This is a genomic window from Streptomyces sp. NPDC045956 (assembly GCF_056430705.1).
Window position 1 is genome coordinate 55536 of sequence record NZ_JBWKKZ010000007.1, and the last position, 19850, is coordinate 75385.

Below are 19850 nucleotides of genomic sequence, written 5' to 3' on the forward strand. Positions count from 1 at the left end.
CGGCGGACGCGGCGGAGGCCCCGGCCACCCGCCGCGCCGCACCGCGGACCGGCGTCAGGACACCGCGCTGCGCAGCCCCTGCACGTCGATCTGCTCGGTCTCGTCGTGGGCCGTCAGGTCGATCACCTGGCCCACTCCCCTGGTCTCCTCGCCGGCCGGCTTGAAGGCGGCCTCCGCCTCGGCCTTGTGGAGGGCGAGGGCCTCCTGGCCGACCACGTCGGCGAGGTCCTCGTTCTGGACGGCCTCCAGGGTGGCGGACGGGGCCCGCCCGCCCTCGGCGCCCGCCGCGCCCTCCGCGCCCTCGGCGTCCTCGGCGTCCTTGGTGCCGAAGAAGTCGAACCCGCCCTCGACCACGGGCCGTCGCACCGGAGCCGTCGGGACGACGGCCACCGCGGTCGGCACCGTGAAGTGACCGGCCGCCTGCCGGGTGGCCTGCCTGGGCTGCGCGGACGGCTCACCGGACCGCTCGGACCGCTCGCCCCGGTCACCGGACTGCTCGGGCCGCTCGTCGGTCTGCTCCCCGGGCCGCTCGGGCTCCTGCGCCTGCTCCGGCCGACCGGGCCGGGGCGTCGAGGCGGCGGCGGTGCGCTCGTGTCCGCCGGCCGCGGGCTGCCCCTGCGCTTCGTCCGCCTGCGCGGACTCGGCCGCCGCCACGCGCTCTCCGCCGCCGTTGCCCCCGCCGTCACCGTCGTCGCCGCCACCGTCCTCGGAGTCGCCGTCGCCGTCGCGGTCGCGGTCGCCGTCGGCGGCGTCCGGTGCGGCGGGCGCGTCCTCGTCCATACGTGCCAGCGCGGCGTTCGCGCGCAGGAACAGCCGGGAGCCCTCGGGGGAGAAGACGGCCGGGGACTTCTCGGCGGCCTCCCCGCCCTCTTCAACCCCTTCGCCCTCTGCGACCGGCGTCCCACCGGCCGGGGCCTCCCGCTCCACCGGCGCCCCACCGGCCGAAGCCGGCGCCCCACCGGCCGAAGCCGGCGCCCCAGCAGCCGGAGCCTGCGCGCCGCCGGCCGAGACCTCCTCCGCGGATGCGGTCCGTGCCGCCGGCAGGGCGCGCGCCGGGGGCACGGCCTCTATCTCCAGCAGCCTGCGGCCCTCCAGCGCGCTGGCCCGCTCGGTCTCCGCCGTGGCGTACCGCCGCAGCAGCGCGGCGTGTTCGTTGCGCAGCCCCGCCAGCTCCGTGCGCTTGGCGCGCAGCCGGTGCTCCAGCTTCACGCGCAGCTCGCGCGACTCCTCCAGGTCGGACTCCAGTTCGGCGACCCGCTCCTCGTACCGCCACTCGTCGCTCGCCCGCGCGCGCGTGAGGTCGGCTACGCGCCTGCCCGCCTGCGCGTCCCAGTGGCGCATGACGACCGCGCCGGCGACGGCGGTCACCGCGGCGGCCGCGGCCAGTGAGCGCAGGATCATCGCTTCGCTGAACACCCAGGGGCCGAGGGCGCAGACGAGGGAGACGCCTGCGATCGCCGACGGAGGAAGCAGCCTGTGCAGGGGCGGGGAATGGCGGTGACGTCCACGTGGCATGGCCAGAAACTTACCGCGCGTAGGCGAATCTTGGCGCCCCGCCCCGTAAAAACACATCACTCTCCGACGTGTTCACAGGACATCGGGAATCCACATGGTCGCCGACCCCCGAATTACTCAAGATCATTTCCGCTGCGCGTCTTGCTGCGCACCTCATCAGTGCCCCCGCGACACCCCGCCCGACCGCCCGTCCGGCCGCCCGTCCGGCCGCTCGTCGAGCCGCTCGCCCAGCCACCGCAGGGTCGCGGGAATCTCGCGCCGCCACGTATTGAAGTTGTGCCCGCCGCTTTCCAGGATGATCGACGAGATCCGCGTGGGACTCTTCTCCTTCACGCGCTCGATGAACTCCAGCGTGTCCTTGTAGTTCGACTCACCGGACCTGCTGCTGGTGACGAGCAGTGAAGTGCGGGGCGCGGGAAGGTGGTCGAGACACCACCACAGGTCGGCCCGATTCCTCCGCCCCTCGTCACCCTGGAAGAGATCGCCGGTCGTGGGGTCGCTGGGCGCGTCGTAGTACGCGGAGAGGCCGGCTCCGGCCGCGTACACGTCGGGGTGGTGCAGGGCGAGCTTGAGGGCGCAGTAGCCACCGGTCGAGTTGCCGACGACGCCCCACCGTCCCGGCCCCCGGTCGACGCGGTAGTGGGCGCCGACGGCCTCGGGAAGGTCCTCGGCGAAGAACGACTCCACCTGCGGGCCGCCCGGCACGTCCACGCACTCCGTGTCGCGCGGCGGGGCCACGGTGGGCCTCAGCATCACCAGGATCATCGGCTCCATCCGGCCCGCCGCGGCGAGTTCGGACGCGGTGCGCGGGTAGTGGAGCTTGTCCACCAACGCCTCGGCCGTCCCCGGGTAACCGGTCAGGACGACGGCCGCGGGGAACGTACGGGTGCGGTGCCGCGCCTGGAAGTACTCCGGCGGCAGATACACGTACGCGGGCGTCGCGATCCGCGTCGTGCGGCCGACGATCCGTATCTCCTGGACGCGCCCGGCGGTCTCCGGGCGCCCGCCGCCGGCCGCCGTCACCCGCCGCTCGCCGACGACCCGGAGGGCCCCCTCGGACGCGCCGGCCGAGTGGTCGACGACCACCCCCTGCCCGTCCTCCCGGCCGAACAGGTCCGCCCAGCCGGCGTAGAACCCGAAGGCCTGGTTGGCGGCCAGCCCGACCGCCGCGAAGACCGCCACCTGCGTGGCGAGCAGCAGGCCCACCCGCCCGAGGACCGCCCGCGGGCTCCGCCGGGCCAGCCGCGGCCACAGCCACACCGTGCCGCCGAACAGGAGCGCGCCGGACGAAGCCGCCAGCGCGAGCAACGTGTTGCTTGTGAGACCCATGCGTTCCTGACCTGCCCGCGCTTTCCGTGCGTCCGCCGAACCCGCCGCTCCCCGTGCCGCTGTCCGGGCCGTTCGGACTCTCCGATCATGCGGAGTGAACCTCTGCTCCCGAGACACCGTCCTAGAGGGCGCAATGTCGCCGGATGCCCGAAACGGGCCCGGATCCACGCTCTCTCGCAGAACTACGGGTGCGATGTCTGTCAGGACAGATGAGGAAATGTCGGGTCGGGTTCCGGCGAAACCCACCAGCGTGCGCCGGGTGCCGCGCGGCCCGCGCCCCGAGAGCGTGCCCCTCCTCGTCGGCCGTGCCTGCGCGCTCGTGGGCCTGCTGGACATCGCCGCCGGCGTCTTCCCGCGCTTCCGGCACAGCCGTGTGCACGCCCTCGCCGAGGTGCTGCCGGGCGCGTTCGGGCCGTTCGCCGCGGCCCTCTCCCTCAGCGCGGGCGTCCTGCTGCTGCTCCTCGCCCACGGCCTCAGGCGCCGCAAGCGCCGGGCCTGGCGAGCGGCCGTCGCCCTGCTCCCCCTGGGCGCCGTCGCGCAGTTCACGTACCGGCACTCGCTCCTCGGCACCCTGATCTCCCTGGCCCTGCTCGTCCCGCTGCTGCGCCACCGGGACCAGTTCGCGGCGCTGCCCGACCCGCGCAGCCGCTGGCGGGCGCTGGCCAACTTCGTCCTCATGGGCGCCGGTTCCCTCGCCCTCGGGCTCCTCGTGGTGAGCGCCCACCCGCACCGCATGGTCGGCGACCCGAGCGTGGCCGACCGCCTCACCCACGTCCTCTACGGCCTGGTCGGCGTCGAGGGCCCGGTCGCCTACCGGGGCACCACTTCCTGGACGGTGGCCTTCTCACTCGGCGCCCTCGGCCTGCTCACCGCCCTCACCACGATCTACCTGGCCCTCCGCCCCGAACACCCCGCCGCACGCCTCACCGAGGACGACGAGGCCCGCCTGCGCGGTCTGCTCGCCCGGCACGGCGACCGGGACTCCCTCGGCCACTTCGCGCTGCGCCGCGACAAGGCCGTCGTCTTCTCCCCCAGCGGCAAGGCCGCCGTCACCTACCGCGTCGTCTCCGGCGTGATGCTCGCCAGCGGGGACCCGATCGGTGACGTCGAGGCCTGGCCGGGAGCGATCGAGCGCTTCATGGACGAGGCCAGAGCCCACTCCTGGACGCCCGCCGTCATGGGCTGCTCGGAGACCGGCGGCGAGGTGTGGACCCGCGAGACCGGGCTCGACGCCCTCGAACTGGGCGACGAGGCGGTGGTGGATGTCGCGGATTTCTCCCTCGCCGGCCGCGCGATGCGCAATGTGCGCCAGATGGTCAAGCGCATCGAGCGCGCCGGTTACGAGACCCGGGTACGACGCGTGGCTGACCTCGGCGAGGCGGAACTGCGCCGCGTCCGCCGCGCCGCCGACGACTGGCGCGGCACCGACACCGAGCGCGGCTTCTCCATGGCCCTGGGCCGCATCGGCGACCCCACCGACGGCGACTGCCTGATCGCCACCGCGCACAAACGGGACGCCGAGTACGGCGAGCCCGGCGCGTACGGTGACCTGAAGGCGATCCTGCACTTCGTGCCGTGGGGCGCCGACGGCGTCTCCCTCGACCTGATGCGGCGCGACCGTTCGGCCGACCCCGGCATGAACGAGCTGCTCATCGTCGCCGCCCTCCAGGCCGCACCGAAGCTGGGCGTCGCGCGGGTCTCACTGAACTTCGCGATGTTCCGCGCGGCCCTCGCACGCGGCGAGAAGATCGGCGCGGGGCCGGTGCTGCGGGCCTGGCGGGGCCTGCTGGTGTTCCTCTCCCGCTGGTTCCAGATCGAGTCCCTGTACCGGTTCAACGCGAAGTTCCGTCCCCGCTGGGAGCCGCGCTTCGTCGTCTACCGCGCCTCCGCCGACCTGCCCCGCATCGGCTTCGCCGCGATGCAGGCAGAGGGCTTCCTCAGCCTCACCCCGCCCCTCCCCCGCTTCCTGCGTCGCCGCGCGCCCGCCCGCCGCCCCTGCGCCCACGGGGTGCCCGAGCGCGAGGCCCGTACGGCGTGAGCGGCGGGTCGCCGCGGGACCGGGCACGCGGCCCGGACGGCGTGGCCGCCCGATCACCCCACCGAGCGGCGCGGGCGGACGCCGCCACGGGCGCCCCGACCCGCCCACCGCCGCCGGAACCCCCCACCCACTGGGCCTACGCTGAACACATGAGCAAGCAGACCGGCCGACGCCACCACCTGGCGGGACTGACCGCATGGGACCGCTGCGCGGTCATGGGGGTCGTCAACGTGACGCCCGACTCGTTCTCCGACGGCGGTCGCTTCTTCGACACCACGGCCGCCGTCAAGCACGGCCTCGACCTCGTCTCCGAGGGCGCCGACCTGGTGGACGTGGGCGGCGAGTCCACCCGCCCCGGCGCGACCCGCGTCGACGAGGACGAGGAACTCAGGCGCGTCGTCCCCGTCGTGCGCGGCCTGGCCTCCGAGGGCGTCACGGTCTCCGTCGACACCATGCGCGCCTCCGTGGCGGAGCGGGCGGTCGCGGCCGGCGCCGCCCTCGTCAACGACGTCAGCGGCGGACTCGCCGACCCGCGGATGATCCCGGTCGTCGCCGACGCCGGCGCACCTTTCGTGGTCATGCACTGGCGCGGCCTCCTGGAGGGCGGCAACGTCCGCGGCACCTACGCCGACGTGGTCACCGAGGTCGTGGACGAACTCCGCGCGCGCGTGGAGGCCGTTCTGGAGGGCGGTGTCGCCGCCGACCGGGTGGTCGTCGACCCCGGCCTCGGCTTCTCCAAGGACGCCGAACACGACCTCGTGCTCCTCGCCCACCTCGACCGTCTCCTCGGCCTCGGCCACCCCCTGCTGGTCGCCGCCTCCCGCAAGCGGTTCCTCGGCCGGGTGCTCGCCGGCCCCGGGGCCGCCCCGCCGCCCGCGCGGGAGCGCGACGCGGCCACCGCCGCCGTCTCCGCCCTCGCCGCGCACGCCGGCGCCTGGGCCGTACGGGTGCACGAGGTACGCGCCACGGCCGACGCCGTACGCGTCGCGCGCGCCGTCGAAGGGGCGCGCGGAGCGGACCAGCGCCCGGAAGGAACCCGGTGAACGCGCCGCACATCGACGTCGAGCAGGTGGAGGCCGCCAACACCGCCTTCTACGAAGCGCTGGAGCAGGGCGACTTCGAGACGGTGTCCGGGTTCTGGCTCACCCCGTCCGACCTGGGCATCGACGAGTCGTACCACGACCCCGCCGACGCCGGCGTGGTCTCCTGCGTGCACCCCGGCTGGCCGGTCCTCACCGGCCGCGGCGAGGTGCTGCGCTCCTACGCGCTGATCATGGCGAACACCGACTACATCCAGTTCTTCCTCACCGACGTGCACGTCTCCGTGACCGGTGACACCGCCATGGTGACCTGCACCGAGAACATCCTCAGCGGTGGGCCCGCCCCCGAGGGCGGCGACGAGCTCGGGCCGCTCGTGGGCCAGCTCGTGGTCGCCACCAACGCGTTCCGGCGTACGCCCGCGGGCTGGAAACTCTGGTCCCACCACGCCTCCCCCGTCCTGGCCGAGACCGAGGACGAGGAGGGCGAGGACACCCCTCCGTGATCCGGGGGGATGAAGAAGTGGTTGGAATCACGGACCGCCGGGTATGGGCGGCTACCAACCCGTGATCCACCGGGGCCGCCAGGGAAAACGCACGGTGAAACCTCCTGGCTCCCGGCCGGCCCCCCACACCCCGTGGCCCGGCGCTGTCGGTGCTCGCGGGTAGATTCGACTGTGGCCGGCGCACCGCCCGCACGTGGTGCGCACCGGCCGAGACCGACGACTGCAGGAGTGATTCGCGTGGATCGTGTCGCGCTGCGCGGCCTCAAGGCCCGCGGGCACCACGGAGTGTTCCCCAAGGAACGCGAGGACGGCCAGACCTTCCTCGTGGACATCGTCCTGGGCCTGGACACCCGACCGGCCGCGGCCGACGACGACCTGGCGAAGACCGTGCACTACGGCATCGTGGCCGAGGAGGTCGTGGCCGTCGTCGAGGGCGAGCCCGTCAACCTCGTCGAGACGCTCGCCGAGCGCATCGCCCAGGTCTGTCTGAAGCACGAAGGGGTCGAGGAGGTCGAGGTCTGCGTCCACAAGCCGGACGCACCGATCACCGTGCCCTTCGACGACGTGACCGTCACCATCATCCGGAGCCGTGTATGAGCGCCTCGTTCACCAAGGGTCCCAGCGACCCGACCGTACAGCCGGTGCCCGCCTCCGTCATCGAACAGGTCGACGCCGCCGACACCACGCTGTCCAACCCGAAGCGGGCCGTGATCGCCCTCGGCGCCAACCTCGGCAACCGCCTGGAGACCCTCCAGGGCGCCATCGACGCCCTGGAGGACACCCCGGGTGTGCGCGTCAAGGGCGTCTCGCCGGTGTACGAGACGGAGCCGTGGGGCGTCGCCCCCGAGAGCCAGCCCGCGTACTTCAACGCGGTCGTGGTGGTGAAGACCACCCTGCCCCCGTCCTCCCTCCTGGAGCGGGCGCACGCGGTCGAGGAGGCCTTCCACCGGGTCCGCGACGAGCACTGGGGCCCGCGCACCCTCGACGTCGACATCGTTGCCTACGCCGACGTGGTCTCCGACGACCCGCAGCTCACCCTGCCCCACCCGCGCGCCCACGAGCGCGCGTTCGTCCTCGCCCCCTGGCACGACGTGGACCCCCACGCCGACCTGCCGGGGCACGGCCCGGTCGCCGACCTCCTGGACGCCGTCACCCGGGAGGGCGTCGCGCCCCGCGCCGACCTGGAACTCCGGCTGCCCGAGTAGTCGTTAAGGTCGACGGGGTCGGCACGGCCGCGAGGCCGGCACGGCGAGGACGAGCACGCAGGGCACCGAAGGGACACCGGGACACCGTGAAAGAGCTGCGCATCAGGGTGCTGGCCGGCGTGTTCGTCGTCGCCGCGGTCCTGTCCTGGGCGGGCGCCCGCCTGTGGGACTCCTTCGGGAGCCTGCCGAGCGTCCCCCTGGCCGCCCCGGTCGTCCTCGCCCTGATCGCCGTGATCCTGCTGGCCACGGCACTCTCCCTGCGGGCCCGTCTGAAGGCCCAGCGGGAGCGGGTCCCGGACGCCAAGGGCGTCGACCCGATGATGGCGGCGCGCTCGGTCGTCTTCGGCCAGGCCAGCGCCCTGGTGGCCGCCCTCGTCTCCGGCATGTACTGCGGCACGGGCGTCTTCCTGCTGGAGTACCTCGACGTCCCGGCCCGCCGCGACCAGGCCTTCTACGCCGGCTTCTCGGTCGTGGCGGGGATCGCCGTGATAGCGGCCGCGCTCTTCCTGGAGCGGGTCTGCAAGCTCCCCGAGGACGACGACGAGGACCACCCGGGCGCGGCTCCGGCGGCCTGACCGCCCGGGGCGGCGTCAGCGCGCCATGATCAGGCTCATCGCCTCGTTGCGGGTGGCGACGTCCCGGAGCTGACCGCGCACCGCCGACGTCAGGGTCTTCGCGCCGGGCTTGCGAATCCCCCGCATGGACATGCACATGTGCTCGCACTCCACGACGACGATCACGCCGCGGGGCTCCAGTATCTCCATGAGGGAGTCCGCGACCTGCGTGGTCAGACGCTCCTGCACCTGCGGGCGGCGCGCGTAGACGTCCACGAGGCGGGCCAGCTTGGACAGGCCCGTGATCTTGCCGCTGGGGGACGGGATGTAGCCGACGTGCGCCACCCCGCGGAACGGGACGAGGTGGTGCTCGCACGTGCTGAACACCTCGATGTCCTTCACCAGGACCATCTCGTCGTGCCCGAGGTCGAACGTCGTCGTCAGCACGTCCTCGGGCTCCTGCCACAGCCCGGCGAATATCTCCCGGTAGGCCCGGGCCACGCGCGCGGGCGTCTCCCGCAGGCCCTCACGGTCCGGGTCCTCGCCGACCGCGATGAGCAGTTCGCGTACGGCGTTCTCGGCCCGCTTCTCGTCGAACTCGCCGATCTGGCCCTCGCCGTCCAGCGTCACGGGGTCGGTCATCTGGTGCCTCGTTCCTGTCCTGATACTGCTGTCGGCATACGGAAACGCCGCGCCCCCCAAGGCTAGAACCTGGGGGGCGCGGCATACATTCCGGGCCTGGTGGGGCCGCCGGGAGTGGCTGGATCAGCTCTCCGGGCGGTCCTCCGGGGCTCGCTCCGGTGCCGGGGCCGGCTCCGCCGTGCTGCTCTTGGCGGTGGTGATCGCCGGCGTGGCGCCGTTCGCTCCGTTCGTCAGGGCGAGCTCCTTGGGGGAGAGCACCGGCGGACGGGTCGAGGGCGTACGGCGGGACGATCCGGTCCAGGCGGGCCGGGCCGGGCGCTTGACGATCTGGGCGAAGACCTCGGCGATCTCCTCCTTGCCCAGCGTCTCCTTCTCCAGCAGGGCGAGGACGAGGTTGTCGAGGACGTCGCGGTTCTCGACCAGGATCTCCCAGGCCTCGTTGTGCGCCGTCTCGATCAGCTTCTTGACCTCTTCGTCCACCAGCGCGGCGACCTCTTCCGAGTAGTCGCGCTGGTGAGCCATCTCGCGTCCGAGGAACGGCTCGGTGTTGTCGCCACCGAACTTGATCGCACCGAGACGCTCGGTCATGCCGTACTGCGTCACCATCGCCCGAGCCAGGCCGGTGGCCTTCTCGATGTCGTTGGCGGCACCCGTCGTCGGGTCGTGGAAGACCAGTTCCTCGGCCGCGCGGCCACCCAGCATGTAGGCGAGCTGGTCGAGCATCTCGTTGCGCGTGGTCGAGTACTTGTCCTCGTCCGGGAGCACCATCGTGTAACCGAGGGCCCGGCCTCTCGACAGGATCGTGATCTTGTGGACGGGGTCGGAGTTCGGTGAGGCCGCCGCGACCAGGGCGTGACCGCCCTCGTGGTACGCGGTGATCTTCTTCTCCTTGTCCGACATGATCCGGGTCCGCTTCTGCGGGCCCGCGACCACACGGTCGATCGCCTCGTCCAGCATGTGGTTGTCGATCAGCTTCTGGTCGCTGCGGGCCGTCAGCAGGGCGGCCTCGTTCAGCACGTTGGCCAGATCGGCACCGGTCATGCCGGGCGTACGGCGGGCGACGGCCGACAGGTCGACGTCCTGCGCGACCGGCTTGCCCTTCTGGTGGACCTTGAGGATCTCCAGACGGCCCTGCATGTCGGGGCGGTCGACCGCGATCTGCCGGTCGAAGCGGCCCGGGCGCAGCAGCGCCGGGTCGAGGATGTCCGGCCGGTTCGTCGCGGCGATGAGGATCACGCCGCCCTTGACGTCGAAGCCGTCCATCTCGACGAGCAGCTGGTTCAGGGTCTGCTCGCGCTCGTCGTGACCGCCGCCGAGGCCGGCGCCGCGGTGGCGGCCGACCGCGTCGATCTCGTCGACGAAGACGATCGCCGGGGCGTTCGCCTTGGCCTGCTCGAACAGGTCGCGCACACGGGAGGCACCGACACCGACGAACATCTCGACGAAGTCGGAACCGGAGATCGAGTAGAACGGGACGCCCGCCTCGCCTGCGACGGCGCGCGCGAGCAGGGTCTTGCCGGTGCCGGGCGGGCCGTACAGCAGCACGCCCTTGGGGATCTTGGCGCCGACGGCCTGGAACTTGGCCGGCTCCTGGAGGAACTCCTTGATCTCGTGGAGTTCCTCGACGGCCTCGTCCGAACCGGCGACGTCGGAGAACGTCGTCTTGGGGGTGTCCTTGGTGATGAGCTTCGCCTTGGACTTGCCGAAGTTCATGACCCGGCTGCCGCCGCCCTGCATCTGGTTCATCAGGAACAGGAAGATGACCACGATGAGGACGAAGGGAAGCAGAGTGATCAGGAGCCCGACGAACGGGTTCTGCTTCGACGGCGACACGGTGTAGCCGTCGGGGATCTGCTTGTCCTGGTACTTGTTCTGCAGCGTGCTGGCGAGGGTCACGCCCTGGTCGCCGATGTAGCTCGCCTTGATCTTCGAGCTGCCTTCGACCTTCTCGCCGTCCTTGAGGTGGACCTCGATGGTCTGCTCGTCACCGGTGGTGAGCTTGGCCGACTCGACCCTGTTGTCGTTGATCGCCTGGACGACCTGGCCAGTGTCCACCGTCTTGTAGCCGCCGGACGAGCCGACGACCTGCATCAACACGACCACGGCAAGGACGGCCAGCACGATCCACATGACCGGCCCACGGAAGTATCGCTTCACGTCCATCCACACGGAGCGGTGCCGCCCCGTCCCTCCTGCCATAGTGAGTTTGATAAGACAGTTCTTCTGACGGTACCCCAGCCTGGCGGCCCTCAGCCGCACGGGACGGCCGGCGCCCCGTCTGCATGCTCCAACGGCGCGGAGGCCTCCGGGGTTCCCGGCCGGCCCCCCGGAACGCCGTGGAGCCCGCTACGGGGCCGTGTCAGCCGCCGTAGACGTGGGGCGCGAGCGTACCGACGAACGGGAGGTTGCGGTACTTCTCGGCGTAGTCCAGGCCGTAGCCGACGACGAACTCGTTGGGAATGTCGAAACCGACCCACTCCACGTCGATGGCGACCTTCGCGGCGTCGGGCTTGCGCAGCAGCGTGCACACCTTGAGGGAGGCGGGCTCGCGCGAGCCGAGGTTGGAGATCAGCCAGGACAGGGTCAGGCCGGAGTCGATGATGTCCTCGACGATCAGGACGTGCTTGCCCTTGATGTCGGTGTCGAGGTCCTTGAGGATCCGCACCACGCCGGAGGACTGGGTGCCCGCGCCGTACGAGGACACCGCCATCCAGTCCATGGTGACGGGGGTGGACAGCGTGCGCGCCAGGTCGGCCATGACCATCACGGCGCCCTTGAGGACGCCGACGATGAGCAGGTCCTTGCCCGCGTACTCCGCGTCGATCTTCGCGGCCAGCTCGGCCAGCTTCGCGTCGATCTCTTCCTTGGTGATGAGTACCTTCTCGAGGTCGGCACCCATGTCGTTCGCGTCCACCCGCATCACTTTCGGTCGTCCCACCGGCCACTCCGGAGCGCCCCGGCGATCCGTGCGCGGATCGGTGGGAGGGCCCGGATTCAGCCTTGCCGAATCACCAGTCTGCCACCCTGCCGCCGGGCGACGACTTTGCCGGGGAGGTTGATGGCCCCCTGACCGCGCCAGCCGGTGATCAGCCGGTCCACCTCCTCGACGTGCCGGGCGAACAGCGCACCGGCCGGGGCACCGGCCTCGATGGCGGCGCGGCGCAGGATCCGGCGGCGCACGGCGGGCGGGAGGGCGTAGAGCTTGGCGCACTCCAGCACACCGGTGGCGTCGCGGACGCCGGCCTCGGCCTGGCGGGCCCAGGTGTCGAGGGCGTCGGCGTCGTCCCGGGAGAGTTGGGCCGTACGGGCGAGGGCCTCCACGACGCCCTTGCCGAGGGCCTTCTCCAGGGCGGGCAGGCCCTCGTGGCGCAGCCGGGAGCGGGTGTAGGCCGGGTCGGCGTTGTGCGGGTCGTCCCAGACGGGCAGGGACTGGACCATGCAGGCCTTGCGGGCGGTCTGCCGGTCGACCTGGAGGAAGGGGCGCCGGTAACGGCCGCCGGCCCCCGAGACCGCGGCCATGCCCGACAGGGAGCGGATGCCGGAACCGCGGGCGAGGCCCAGCAGCACGGTCTCGGCCTGGTCGTCGCGGGTGTGGCCGAGCAGGACGGCGGCGGCGCCGTGCCGGGCGGCGGCGGCGTCCAGGGCGGCGTAGCGTGCGTCGCGGGCGGCGGCTTCGGGGCCTCCGGCACGGCCCACGGTCACGCTGGTCGCCTCGACCGGGTCCAGGCCCAGTTCGCGCAGGCGCAGGACGACCTCTTCGGCGCGCAGGTCGGAGCCGTTCTGCAGGCCGTGGTCGACGGTGATGCCGCCGGCGCGGACCCCGAGCCGGGGGGCCTCGAAGGCGAGGGCGGAGGCGAGTGCCATGGAGTCGGCGCCGCCGGAGCACGCGACGAGCACGAGCGGCGCGGGCGGGCGCTCGGGCACGCGGTCGGCGGCCGTCGCGGCGGGTACGCCGGCCGTGCTGTTCAGTTCGGTGAGGATGTCGTGGAGGACGCGGCGGACCGCCAGGCGTATCGCCGCGACCGCAGGATGGGGACCCATGTCCGGTGCCCTTCATGAAGTTGTCGGGGGTGAGCCCGAGGTTCGGTCACGCAGAGTGTGTAGATGGTGACAGAAACGGGCCGTTCCCTGAGCATCGCACGCCTGTCGAAGGCCCACGGTCCCTCGGACGGGTGATTGGAGGGGCGTTTACCTGCCGTCGGCCGGTTCCGTCGCGCGCCCGCCCGCGGGGCTCACGACTCCGGCGTGCGGTGCACCCGCGCGATCCAGTCCGCCGGTTTGGCGATCTCCGACTTGGTCGGGAGGGTGTTGGGCGAGGTCCAGACGCGGTTGAACCCGTCCATGCCGCACTCGTCGACGACGGCCCGGACGAAACGCTCGCCGTCCCGGTACTGGCGGAGCTTGGCGTCGAGGCCGAGCAGCTTGCGCAGGGCCAGGTCGAGGCGGGAGGCGCCCTTGGCACGCCGCTGCTGGAATTTCTCGCGGATCTCGCCGACGCTCGGCACGACCGAGGGGCCCACCCCGTCCATCACGAAGTCGGCGTGGCCCTCCAGGAGGGACATCACGGCGGTGAGCCGGCCGAGGACCTCGCGCTGGGCGGGGGTCTGCACCAGCTCGACCAGGGAGCGGCCGCCGTCTTCCTCCTCGCCCTCCGGGCGGCCCCCCGCCAGCGTCTGGGCGGCCTCGCGGACCCGCTCCAGCACCGTCATGGGGTCGACGTCGGTCTCCGCGAGGAACGACTGGATCTCGCCCTCCAGGTGGTCGCGCAGCCAGGGCACCGCGGTGAACTGGGTGCGGTGCGTCTCCTCGTGCAGGCACACCCACAGGCGGAAGTCGTGCGGGTCCACGTCGAGTTCGCGCTCCACGTGCACGATGTTCGGCGCGACCAGCAGCAGCCGGCCGCCGCCGTTCGCACCGGCGGGCAGCTCGCGGGTGGCCGGGGCGAAGGTCTCGTACTGGCCGAGGACGCGGGAGGACAGGAAGGACAGCAGCATGCCCAGCTCCACGCCGGTGACCTTGCCGCCGACGGCGCCGAGGACCGCGTTGCCGGCGCCGTCGCCGCGCCGCTCCTGCATCTTCTCCAGCAGGGGCTTGAGGATCTCCCGGAACCCGGCGACGTTGGCCCGGACCCAGCCGGGCCGGTCGACGACGAGGACGGGGGTGTCGTGGATCTCCTCGGTGGCCATCCGGGTGAAGCCCCGGACGTGCTCCTCCGAGACCTTGGCATGGCGGCGGAGTTCCGCGACGACGGCCCGGGCCTCGTCGCGGCTCACCTCGGGGCCCGGTCGTACGAGCCGGGTGGCGGTCGCCACCGCGAGATTCCAGTCGACCATGCCGGAAGATGCGCCGAAGCTCGTCATGCGTCAACCGTACGTGAGCACCGCCGTCAGGGGCAGGCCGTGGCGAGCGGTGGGGTGGGGGCGCCGGGTGGTCAGGCGCAGCCGCAGGAGGCCAGGGTCGTCGCCGCCCTGTCCAGAGCCGCCTGGGCCGCCCAGGCGTCCGTCGTGCCGGAGCCGAGGAAGGCGAAGGCCAGCACGCGGCCCCGGTCGGTGACCACGGTGCCCGCGAGGGTGTTGACCCCCGTGAGGGTGCCGGTCTTCGCGCGGACGAGGCCGGCCGCGCCGTCCGTGTAGCGGCTGGTCAGCGTGCCGGTGAAGCCGGCGACGGGCAGGCCGGTGAGGACCGGACGCAGCTCGGGGCGGTCCGGGTCGGCGGCTTCGGCCAACAGGGCGGTGAGCAGCTCGGCGGTGATCCGGTCGGTGCGGTCCAGACCGCTGCCGTCGTGGAACTCGGCGCCGCGCACGGGCAGACCCAGCTGCTTCAGACGGGCGGTGACGGCCGCGGAGACGCCCTTGAAGTCGGCGCGCTTGCCGGTCGCCACGGCGGTGTGCCGGGCCAGGGCCTCGGCGAGGTCGTTGTCGCTGTTGGTCAGCATCCGTTCGACCAGGGCCGACAGCGGGGGCGAGGAGACGGTGGCGAGGGTGTCGGCGCGGTTGGTGGCCTTGGACGGGCCGGGGGCCGACGCGGTGACGCCGTGCTTCTTCAGCAGACCGGCGAAGGTGCGCGCGGCGTCGGCGGCCGGGTCGGGAACGCGGGGGGCGGGGCCGCTGGTGGAGTCGTCGGTGCGGGCCTCGTCGGCCATCAGCGCGGTGACGCGGGCGAGGTTCTCGTTGACCCCGATCGGGTGCGTTTCCGCACCCGCGTAGAGCGTCGTGTCGTAGGACAGCGTCACCTTGCGCACGTCCCGCTTCTTCAGGGCCGCCGCCGTCTGCCCGGCGAGGGTGCGCAGGCTCGCGAGGCCCCGGGCGTCCGCGCGTGCGGTGAGGGTCGGGTCGCCGCCGCCGACCAGGACGAGTTCGCCGGTGTCGGGCTCCAGGGCGGTGCGGGTGGTGAGCCGGTGGTCGGGGCCGAGGGCGGTGAGGGCGGCGACGCCGGTGGCGATCTTGGTGGTGGAGGCGGGGGTGAGGGGCGTGCCGGCGCCGGTGCCGTAGAGGCGCTTGCCGGTGGTGAGGTCGACGACGGTCGCGCCGGGGCGGGTGCCGAGCGCCGGGTCCGCCAGCAGGGGGTCGAGGGCGTCGGCGAGGGCGGTCCCGCCCGGCGCCGCCTTGGCCCCGTCCGGCCGCGCGCCCTCGTCGCCGCCCAGGGAGGCCAGGACGGAGCCGGCGCTGGGCGCGGGGCGGGGCGGGCCGGCCGCCGGGCCGGTGCCGCGTGATCCGCGACCGTGATCTGCGCCACCCGTGTGCTCCAGGGCGACGGCCCGGTCCTGCTCGGCCGTACGCTGACCCGTGGAGTCCCAGGGGCCGGCGGCGGTCACCACACCGGCGGCCAGTGCCAGCCCGGCGGTGGCGGCGCCGGCGGTGTACTGCCAGGTCTTCGGCCTGGTGATCCGGGTGAGCTGCGGTGCCGTGGCCCGTGCGAGCCGCGCGACCCGCGGTCCGGCGGACCGTGCGGCGCGTGCGAGACGCGGTCGGACGGCGCCCGCGGCCCGCGCCATGTGCGGCCTCGCGGCCCGCCAAGGCCTCAGCTCCGGCACTACCACCAGCCCCTTTCGCGATCACGCACCTGCGTGAGGGACACTTAACCACCAGAACTATGTGCTGATCATGGAGGAGCGTCCGGTGGAGTTCGACGTCACGATCGAGATCCCGAAGGGTTCGCGGAACAAGTACGAGGTGGACCACGAGACCGGTCGTATCCGCCTGGACCGCCGCCTGTTCACCTCGACCGCCTACCCGACCGACTACGGCTTCGTCGAGAACACCCTCGGCGAGGACGGCGACCCGCTGGACGCCCTGGTCATCCTGGACGAGCCGACCTTCCCCGGCTGCCTGATCCGCTGCCGCGCGATCGGCATGTTCCGGATGACGGACGAGGCCGGCGGCGACGACAAGCTGCTGTGCGTGCCGTCGACCGACCCGCGTGTGGAGCACCTGCGTGACATCCACCACGTGTCGGAGTTCGACCGCCTGGAGATCCAGCACTTCTTCGAGGTCTACAAGGACCTGGAGCCCGGCAAGTCCGTCGAGGGCGCCGACTGGGTGGGCCGCACCGACGCCGAGGCCGAGATCGAGCGTTCGTACAAGCGTTTCAAGGACCAGGGCGGCCACTGAGCAGCAGCCCCTCCCGTAACGGGCCGCACGCGTGACGCGTGCGGCCCGTTCACGTTTGGGTGCGCATACTGAGGGTTACGAGAGGGAGTGTTCGTACCAGGGAGCGTTGCGCAGGTGACGGAGGCGGAGGACCGCAAGCCGCAGTCGGACGAGGCCCACAGTGCCTTCCGGCCGCCGGGCGGGGTGATGACGTCGATCGACGGCGAGTCGTCGACGACGTCCGAGTTCGAGATCCCCGAGGGGCTGGCCGTCGCGCGGCACGCCGGGTCGGAGTCCGAGACCACCTCGGAGTTCGCGCTGCCGGACGGGGTGGACGCCCCGCCGGCCGTGGCCGCGGAGGACACCGAGGGTTCGGCGTTCACCACCCCGAGCACGTACAGCGCGTGGTCGGCGCCGAACGCCTTCACGCCCGCGAGCGGCTTCCCGGCGGTCAGTCTGACGGACGTGCCCTGGCAGGACCGGATGCGCGCGATGCTGCGCATGCCGGTGGCCGAGCGGCCCGCGCCCGAGGCACCGCAGCGGCACGACGACGAGACCGGCCCGGCCGTGCCCCGCGTGCTCGACCTGACGCTGCGTATCGGGGAGCTGCTGCTCGCCGGGGGTGAGGGCGCCGAGGACGTGGAGGCGGCGATGTTCGCCGTCTGCCGCTCCTACGGCCTGGACCGCTGCGAGCCGAACGTCACCTTCACCCTGCTGTCCATCTCCCACCAGCCGTCGCTGGTCGAGGACCCGGTGACCGCGTCGCGCACGGTGCGCCGCCGCGGCACCGACTACACCCGGCTCGCGGCCGTCTTCCAGCTGGTGGACGACCTCAGCGACCCGGAGACGCAGATCTCCCTGGAGGAGGCCTACCGGCGCCTCGCGGAGATCCGCCGCAACCGGCACCCGTACCCCACCTGGGTGCTGACCACGGCGAGCGGTCTGCTCGCGGGCGCGGCCTCGCTGCTGGTCGGCGGTGACGTGATCGTGTTCTTCGCGGCGCTGTTCGGCGCGATGCTCGGCGACCGGCTGGCGTGGCTGTGCGCCGGCCGCGGGCTGCCGGAGTTCTACCAGTTCGCGGTGGCCGCGATGCCGCCGGCGGCGATCGGCATCGCGCTGACGCTGACGCACGTCGACGTGAAGGCGTCCGCGGTGATCACCGGTGGGCTGTTCGCACTGCTGCCGGGACGGGCGCTGGTCGCGGGGGTGCAGGACGGCCTGACCGGCTTCTACATCACCGCCGCCGCGCGGCTGCTGGAGGTCATGTACTTCTTCGTCAGCATCGTCGCCGGGGTGCTGGTGGTGCTGTACTTCGGCGTCCAGCTGGGCGCCAACCTCAACCCGGACGCCGAGCTGGGCACCGGTGACGAGCCGATCGTGCAGATCTTCGCCTCGATGCTGCTGTCGCTGGCCTTCGCGATCCTGCTCCAGCAGGAACGGGCCACCGTGCTGGCGGTGACCCTGAACGGTGGCGTCGCCTGGTGCGTCTACGGGGCCATGCACTACGCGGGCGACATCTCGCCGGTGGCCTCCACGGCGGCCGCGGCGGGGCTGGTGGGCCTGTTCGGGCAGCTCATGTCCCGGTACCGGTTCGCGTCGGCGCTGCCGTACACCACCGCGGCGATCGGGCCGCTGCTGCCCGGTTCGGCGACGTACTTCGGGCTGCTGGCGATCGCGCAGAGCGAGGTGGACTCGGGGCTGCTGTCGCTGTCCAAGGCGGTGGCGCTCGCGATGGCCATCGCCATCGGGGTGAACCTCGGTGGGGAGATCTCCCGGCTGTTCCTGAGGGTGCCGGGCGCCGCGAGCGCCGCCGGTCGCCGGGCGGCGAAGCGGACGCGGGGGTTCTAGGGCCTGTCACGGGCCGCCCCCGCGCCCTCGGGCGGGTCAGCGGCCCTGGTTGTAGGGGTACTGACCGCTCTGCTGGTCGCCGTGGGGCTGCTGCCCGTAGTTCTGCGGGTACTGCTGGGGGTACGGCTGCCGCGGGGACTGCTGGTACTGAGGGGGCTGCGGCTGGTACTGCTGCGGCTGCTGGTACTGCGAGGGCTGCGGCTGCTGGTACTGCGAGGGCTGCGGCTGCTGGTACTGCTGCTGCGGCTGCTCGTACTGGTCGACCCTGCGGAGCTGGGTCGTGGCGTCGTCCATGACCGGGTACGAGGGCTGCGGCTGGTGCTGGGCCGCGGGGGGCGCGGTCGCGGCGGCGCGCTTCTTCTTGCCGCGCTCGCGCAGGTACTCGATGGCGATCGGGACGACCGAGACGACGACGATCAGGACGAGGATGGGCTCGACGTTGGTGCGGATGAACTCGATCTGGCCCAGCCAGTAGCCCGCGAGGGTGACGCCCGAGCCCCAGGCCACGCCGCCGATCACGTTGTACGTGAGGAAGGTGCGGTACTTCATGCGGCCGGCGCCCGCCACGATGGGGGCGAAGGTGCGGACGATCGGGACGAAGCGGGCCAGGACGATCGCCTTGGGGCCGTACTTCTCCATGAACTCGTGCGCCTTGTCCAGGTTCTCCTTCTTGAAGAGCTTGGAGTTCGGCCGGCTGAAGAGCTTGGGGCCGAGGAACTTGCCGATCATGTATCCCACTTGGTCGCCGATGACGGCGGCCAGCACGATCAGCGTGCACACCAGCCACAGCGGCTGGCTGATGTACTCGCCCTGGGCGACGAAGAGGCCCGCGGTGAACAGCAGCGAGTCGCCGGGCAGGAACGCGAAGAGTCCGGACTCGGCGAAGACGATGAGCAGGATGCCCGGAAGAGCGAAGGTCTCGATCAGGTAGTCCGGGCTGAGCCACTCGGGGCCGAGCGCAAGGGTGGTCACGGGATTGTGGCTCCTGCTGCTGGGGGAGGCGGGCTGGGACTGGCTGCCCAAACGTATCAACGCAGCCGTCGGGTTCCAGGTTCCACCGGCAGTCCCGGTGTGCACTGTGGCCCGACCCGGGGAAGCCTGAGAACCATGAGCATCGAAGAATACGGCGGCGGACAGGGCCCTCGGCCCGAGGTGCTCGTCGTGACCACGAACGACCTGCCGGGCCACCGCGTGCAGGAGGTGCTCGGGGAGGTCTTCGGACTGACCGTGCGCTCCCGGCACCTGGGGAGCCAGATCGGCGCCGGACTGAAGTCGATGGTCGGCGGCGAGCTGCGCGGCCTCACCAAGACGCTGGTCGAGACGCGCAACGAGGCGATGGAGCGGCTCGTCGAGCAGGCACGCGCGCGGGGGGCCAACGCGGTCCTGGCGTTCCGCTTCGACGTGACGGCGGCCGCGGACGTGGGCACCGAGGTGTGCGCGTACGGGACGGCGGTGGGGGGGGGGGGGGGGGGGGGGGGGGGGGGGGGGGGGGGAGGGGGGAGGGGGGGGGGGGGGGGGGGGGGGGGGGGGGGGGGGGGGGGGGGGGGGGGGAGGGGGGGTGGGGGGGGGGGGGGGTTGGGTGGGGAG

17 protein-coding genes and 1 pseudogene are annotated in these 19850 nt (G+C 72.6%); 9 read left to right on the top strand and 9 right to left on the bottom strand.

Annotation, left to right across the window (positions count from 1 at the left end):
• Window positions 1-54: 54 nt before the first annotated feature.
• Window positions 55-1515 (bottom strand): hypothetical protein, encoded by a 1461-nt coding sequence (locus AC07FV_RS19435; protein WP_479088652.1) that lies wholly within the window; start codon window positions 1513-1515, stop codon window positions 55-57.
• A 156-nt stretch (window positions 1516-1671) separates the two neighbouring features.
• Window positions 1672-2844 carry an alpha/beta hydrolase gene (locus AC07FV_RS19440; RefSeq protein ID WP_479088653.1) on the bottom strand — a complete coding sequence of 391 codons (1173 nt, stop codon included), beginning with the start codon at window positions 2842-2844 and terminating at the stop codon, window positions 1672-1674.
• A gap of 217 nt (window positions 2845-3061) precedes the next feature.
• Here AC07FV_RS19440 and AC07FV_RS19445 point away from each other — a divergent pair, with 217 nt between their 5' ends.
• From AC07FV_RS19445 to AC07FV_RS19470, 6 genes are all read left to right on the top strand, one after another.
• Window positions 3062-4882, top strand: a complete 1821-nt coding sequence (locus tag AC07FV_RS19445; protein WP_479088654.1) for a phosphatidylglycerol lysyltransferase domain-containing protein — start codon at window positions 3062-3064, stop codon at window positions 4880-4882.
• A 149-nt stretch (window positions 4883-5031) separates the two neighbouring features.
• Complete coding sequence (gene folP, locus AC07FV_RS19450; protein WP_479088655.1) at window positions 5032-5925, top strand: dihydropteroate synthase; 894 nt, start codon at window positions 5032-5034, stop codon at window positions 5923-5925.
• The gene (locus tag AC07FV_RS19455) at window positions 5922-6425 is read left to right on the top strand and encodes a nuclear transport factor 2 family protein (protein ID WP_383650695.1); all 504 of its coding nucleotides are present in this window, start codon (window positions 5922-5924) and stop codon (window positions 6423-6425) included. Before folP ends, AC07FV_RS19455 begins: the two co-directional genes overlap by 4 nt.
• Before the next feature lie 237 nt (window positions 6426-6662).
• The gene (folB, locus tag AC07FV_RS19460; protein ID WP_011028954.1) at window positions 6663-7022 is read left to right on the top strand and encodes a dihydroneopterin aldolase; all 360 of its coding nucleotides are present in this window, start codon (window positions 6663-6665) and stop codon (window positions 7020-7022) included.
• Complete coding sequence (gene folK, locus AC07FV_RS19465; protein WP_479088656.1) at window positions 7019-7630, top strand: 2-amino-4-hydroxy-6-hydroxymethyldihydropteridine diphosphokinase; 612 nt, start codon at window positions 7019-7021, stop codon at window positions 7628-7630. The genes folB and folK overlap by 4 nt, the downstream gene beginning before the upstream one ends.
• Window positions 7631-7716: 86 nt before the next feature.
• On the top strand, window positions 7717-8205 hold the full coding sequence (locus AC07FV_RS19470) for a DUF3180 domain-containing protein (protein ID WP_479088657.1): 489 nt from the start codon (window positions 7717-7719) through the stop codon (window positions 8203-8205).
• Window positions 8206-8220: 15 nt separating this feature from the next.
• Here AC07FV_RS19470 and folE read toward each other — a convergent pair whose 3' ends face one another.
• The 6 genes from folE to dacB form a co-directional block, all read right to left on the bottom strand.
• Window positions 8221-8826: a GTP cyclohydrolase I FolE gene (gene folE / locus AC07FV_RS19475; protein ID WP_356602125.1), complete on the bottom strand. Its 606-nt coding sequence runs from the start codon at window positions 8824-8826 to the stop codon at window positions 8221-8223.
• A 123-nt stretch (window positions 8827-8949) separates the two neighbouring features.
• Window positions 8950-10989 (bottom strand): ATP-dependent zinc metalloprotease FtsH, encoded by a 2040-nt coding sequence (gene ftsH, locus AC07FV_RS19480; RefSeq protein ID WP_383650711.1) that lies wholly within the window; start codon window positions 10987-10989, stop codon window positions 8950-8952.
• Between the two features lie 196 nt (window positions 10990-11185).
• Window positions 11186-11746, bottom strand: coding sequence for a hypoxanthine phosphoribosyltransferase (gene hpt / locus AC07FV_RS19485; RefSeq protein WP_019329873.1), 561 nt, complete (start codon window positions 11744-11746; stop codon window positions 11186-11188).
• A gap of 74 nt (window positions 11747-11820) precedes the next feature.
• A complete protein-coding gene (gene tilS / locus AC07FV_RS19490) occupies window positions 11821-12867 on the bottom strand; it encodes a tRNA lysidine(34) synthetase TilS (RefSeq protein WP_383650699.1) in 1047 nt (348 codons plus the stop codon).
• Between the two features lie 191 nt (window positions 12868-13058).
• Window positions 13059-14186, bottom strand: coding sequence for a zinc-dependent metalloprotease (locus AC07FV_RS19495; RefSeq protein ID WP_479088658.1), 1128 nt, complete (start codon window positions 14184-14186; stop codon window positions 13059-13061).
• Between the two features lie 71 nt (window positions 14187-14257).
• Window positions 14258-15820: a D-alanyl-D-alanine carboxypeptidase/D-alanyl-D-alanine endopeptidase gene (gene dacB, locus AC07FV_RS19500; RefSeq protein WP_479088659.1), complete on the bottom strand. Its 1563-nt coding sequence runs from the start codon at window positions 15818-15820 to the stop codon at window positions 14258-14260.
• A gap of 124 nt (window positions 15821-15944) precedes the next feature.
• On the opposite strand from dacB, the gene AC07FV_RS19505 reads away from it, so the two are divergent.
• Window positions 15945-16436, top strand: a complete 492-nt coding sequence (locus tag AC07FV_RS19505; RefSeq protein WP_007452023.1) for an inorganic diphosphatase — start codon at window positions 15945-15947, stop codon at window positions 16434-16436.
• Between the two features lie 114 nt (window positions 16437-16550).
• Window positions 16551-18263: a threonine/serine exporter family protein gene (locus AC07FV_RS19510; RefSeq protein WP_479088660.1), complete on the top strand. Its 1713-nt coding sequence runs from the start codon at window positions 16551-16553 to the stop codon at window positions 18261-18263.
• Between the two features lie 36 nt (window positions 18264-18299).
• Here AC07FV_RS19510 and AC07FV_RS19515 read toward each other — a convergent pair whose 3' ends face one another.
• Window positions 18300-19235 carry a DedA family protein gene (locus tag AC07FV_RS19515; protein WP_479088661.1) on the bottom strand — a complete coding sequence of 312 codons (936 nt, stop codon included), beginning with the start codon at window positions 19233-19235 and terminating at the stop codon, window positions 18300-18302.
• Between the two features lie 135 nt (window positions 19236-19370).
• On the opposite strand from AC07FV_RS19515, the pseudogene AC07FV_RS19520 reads away from it, so the two are divergent.
• Window positions 19371-19718, top strand: a pseudogene (locus AC07FV_RS19520) (YbjQ family protein); the annotation flags it as partial.
• Window positions 19719-19850 lie beyond the last annotated feature (132 nt).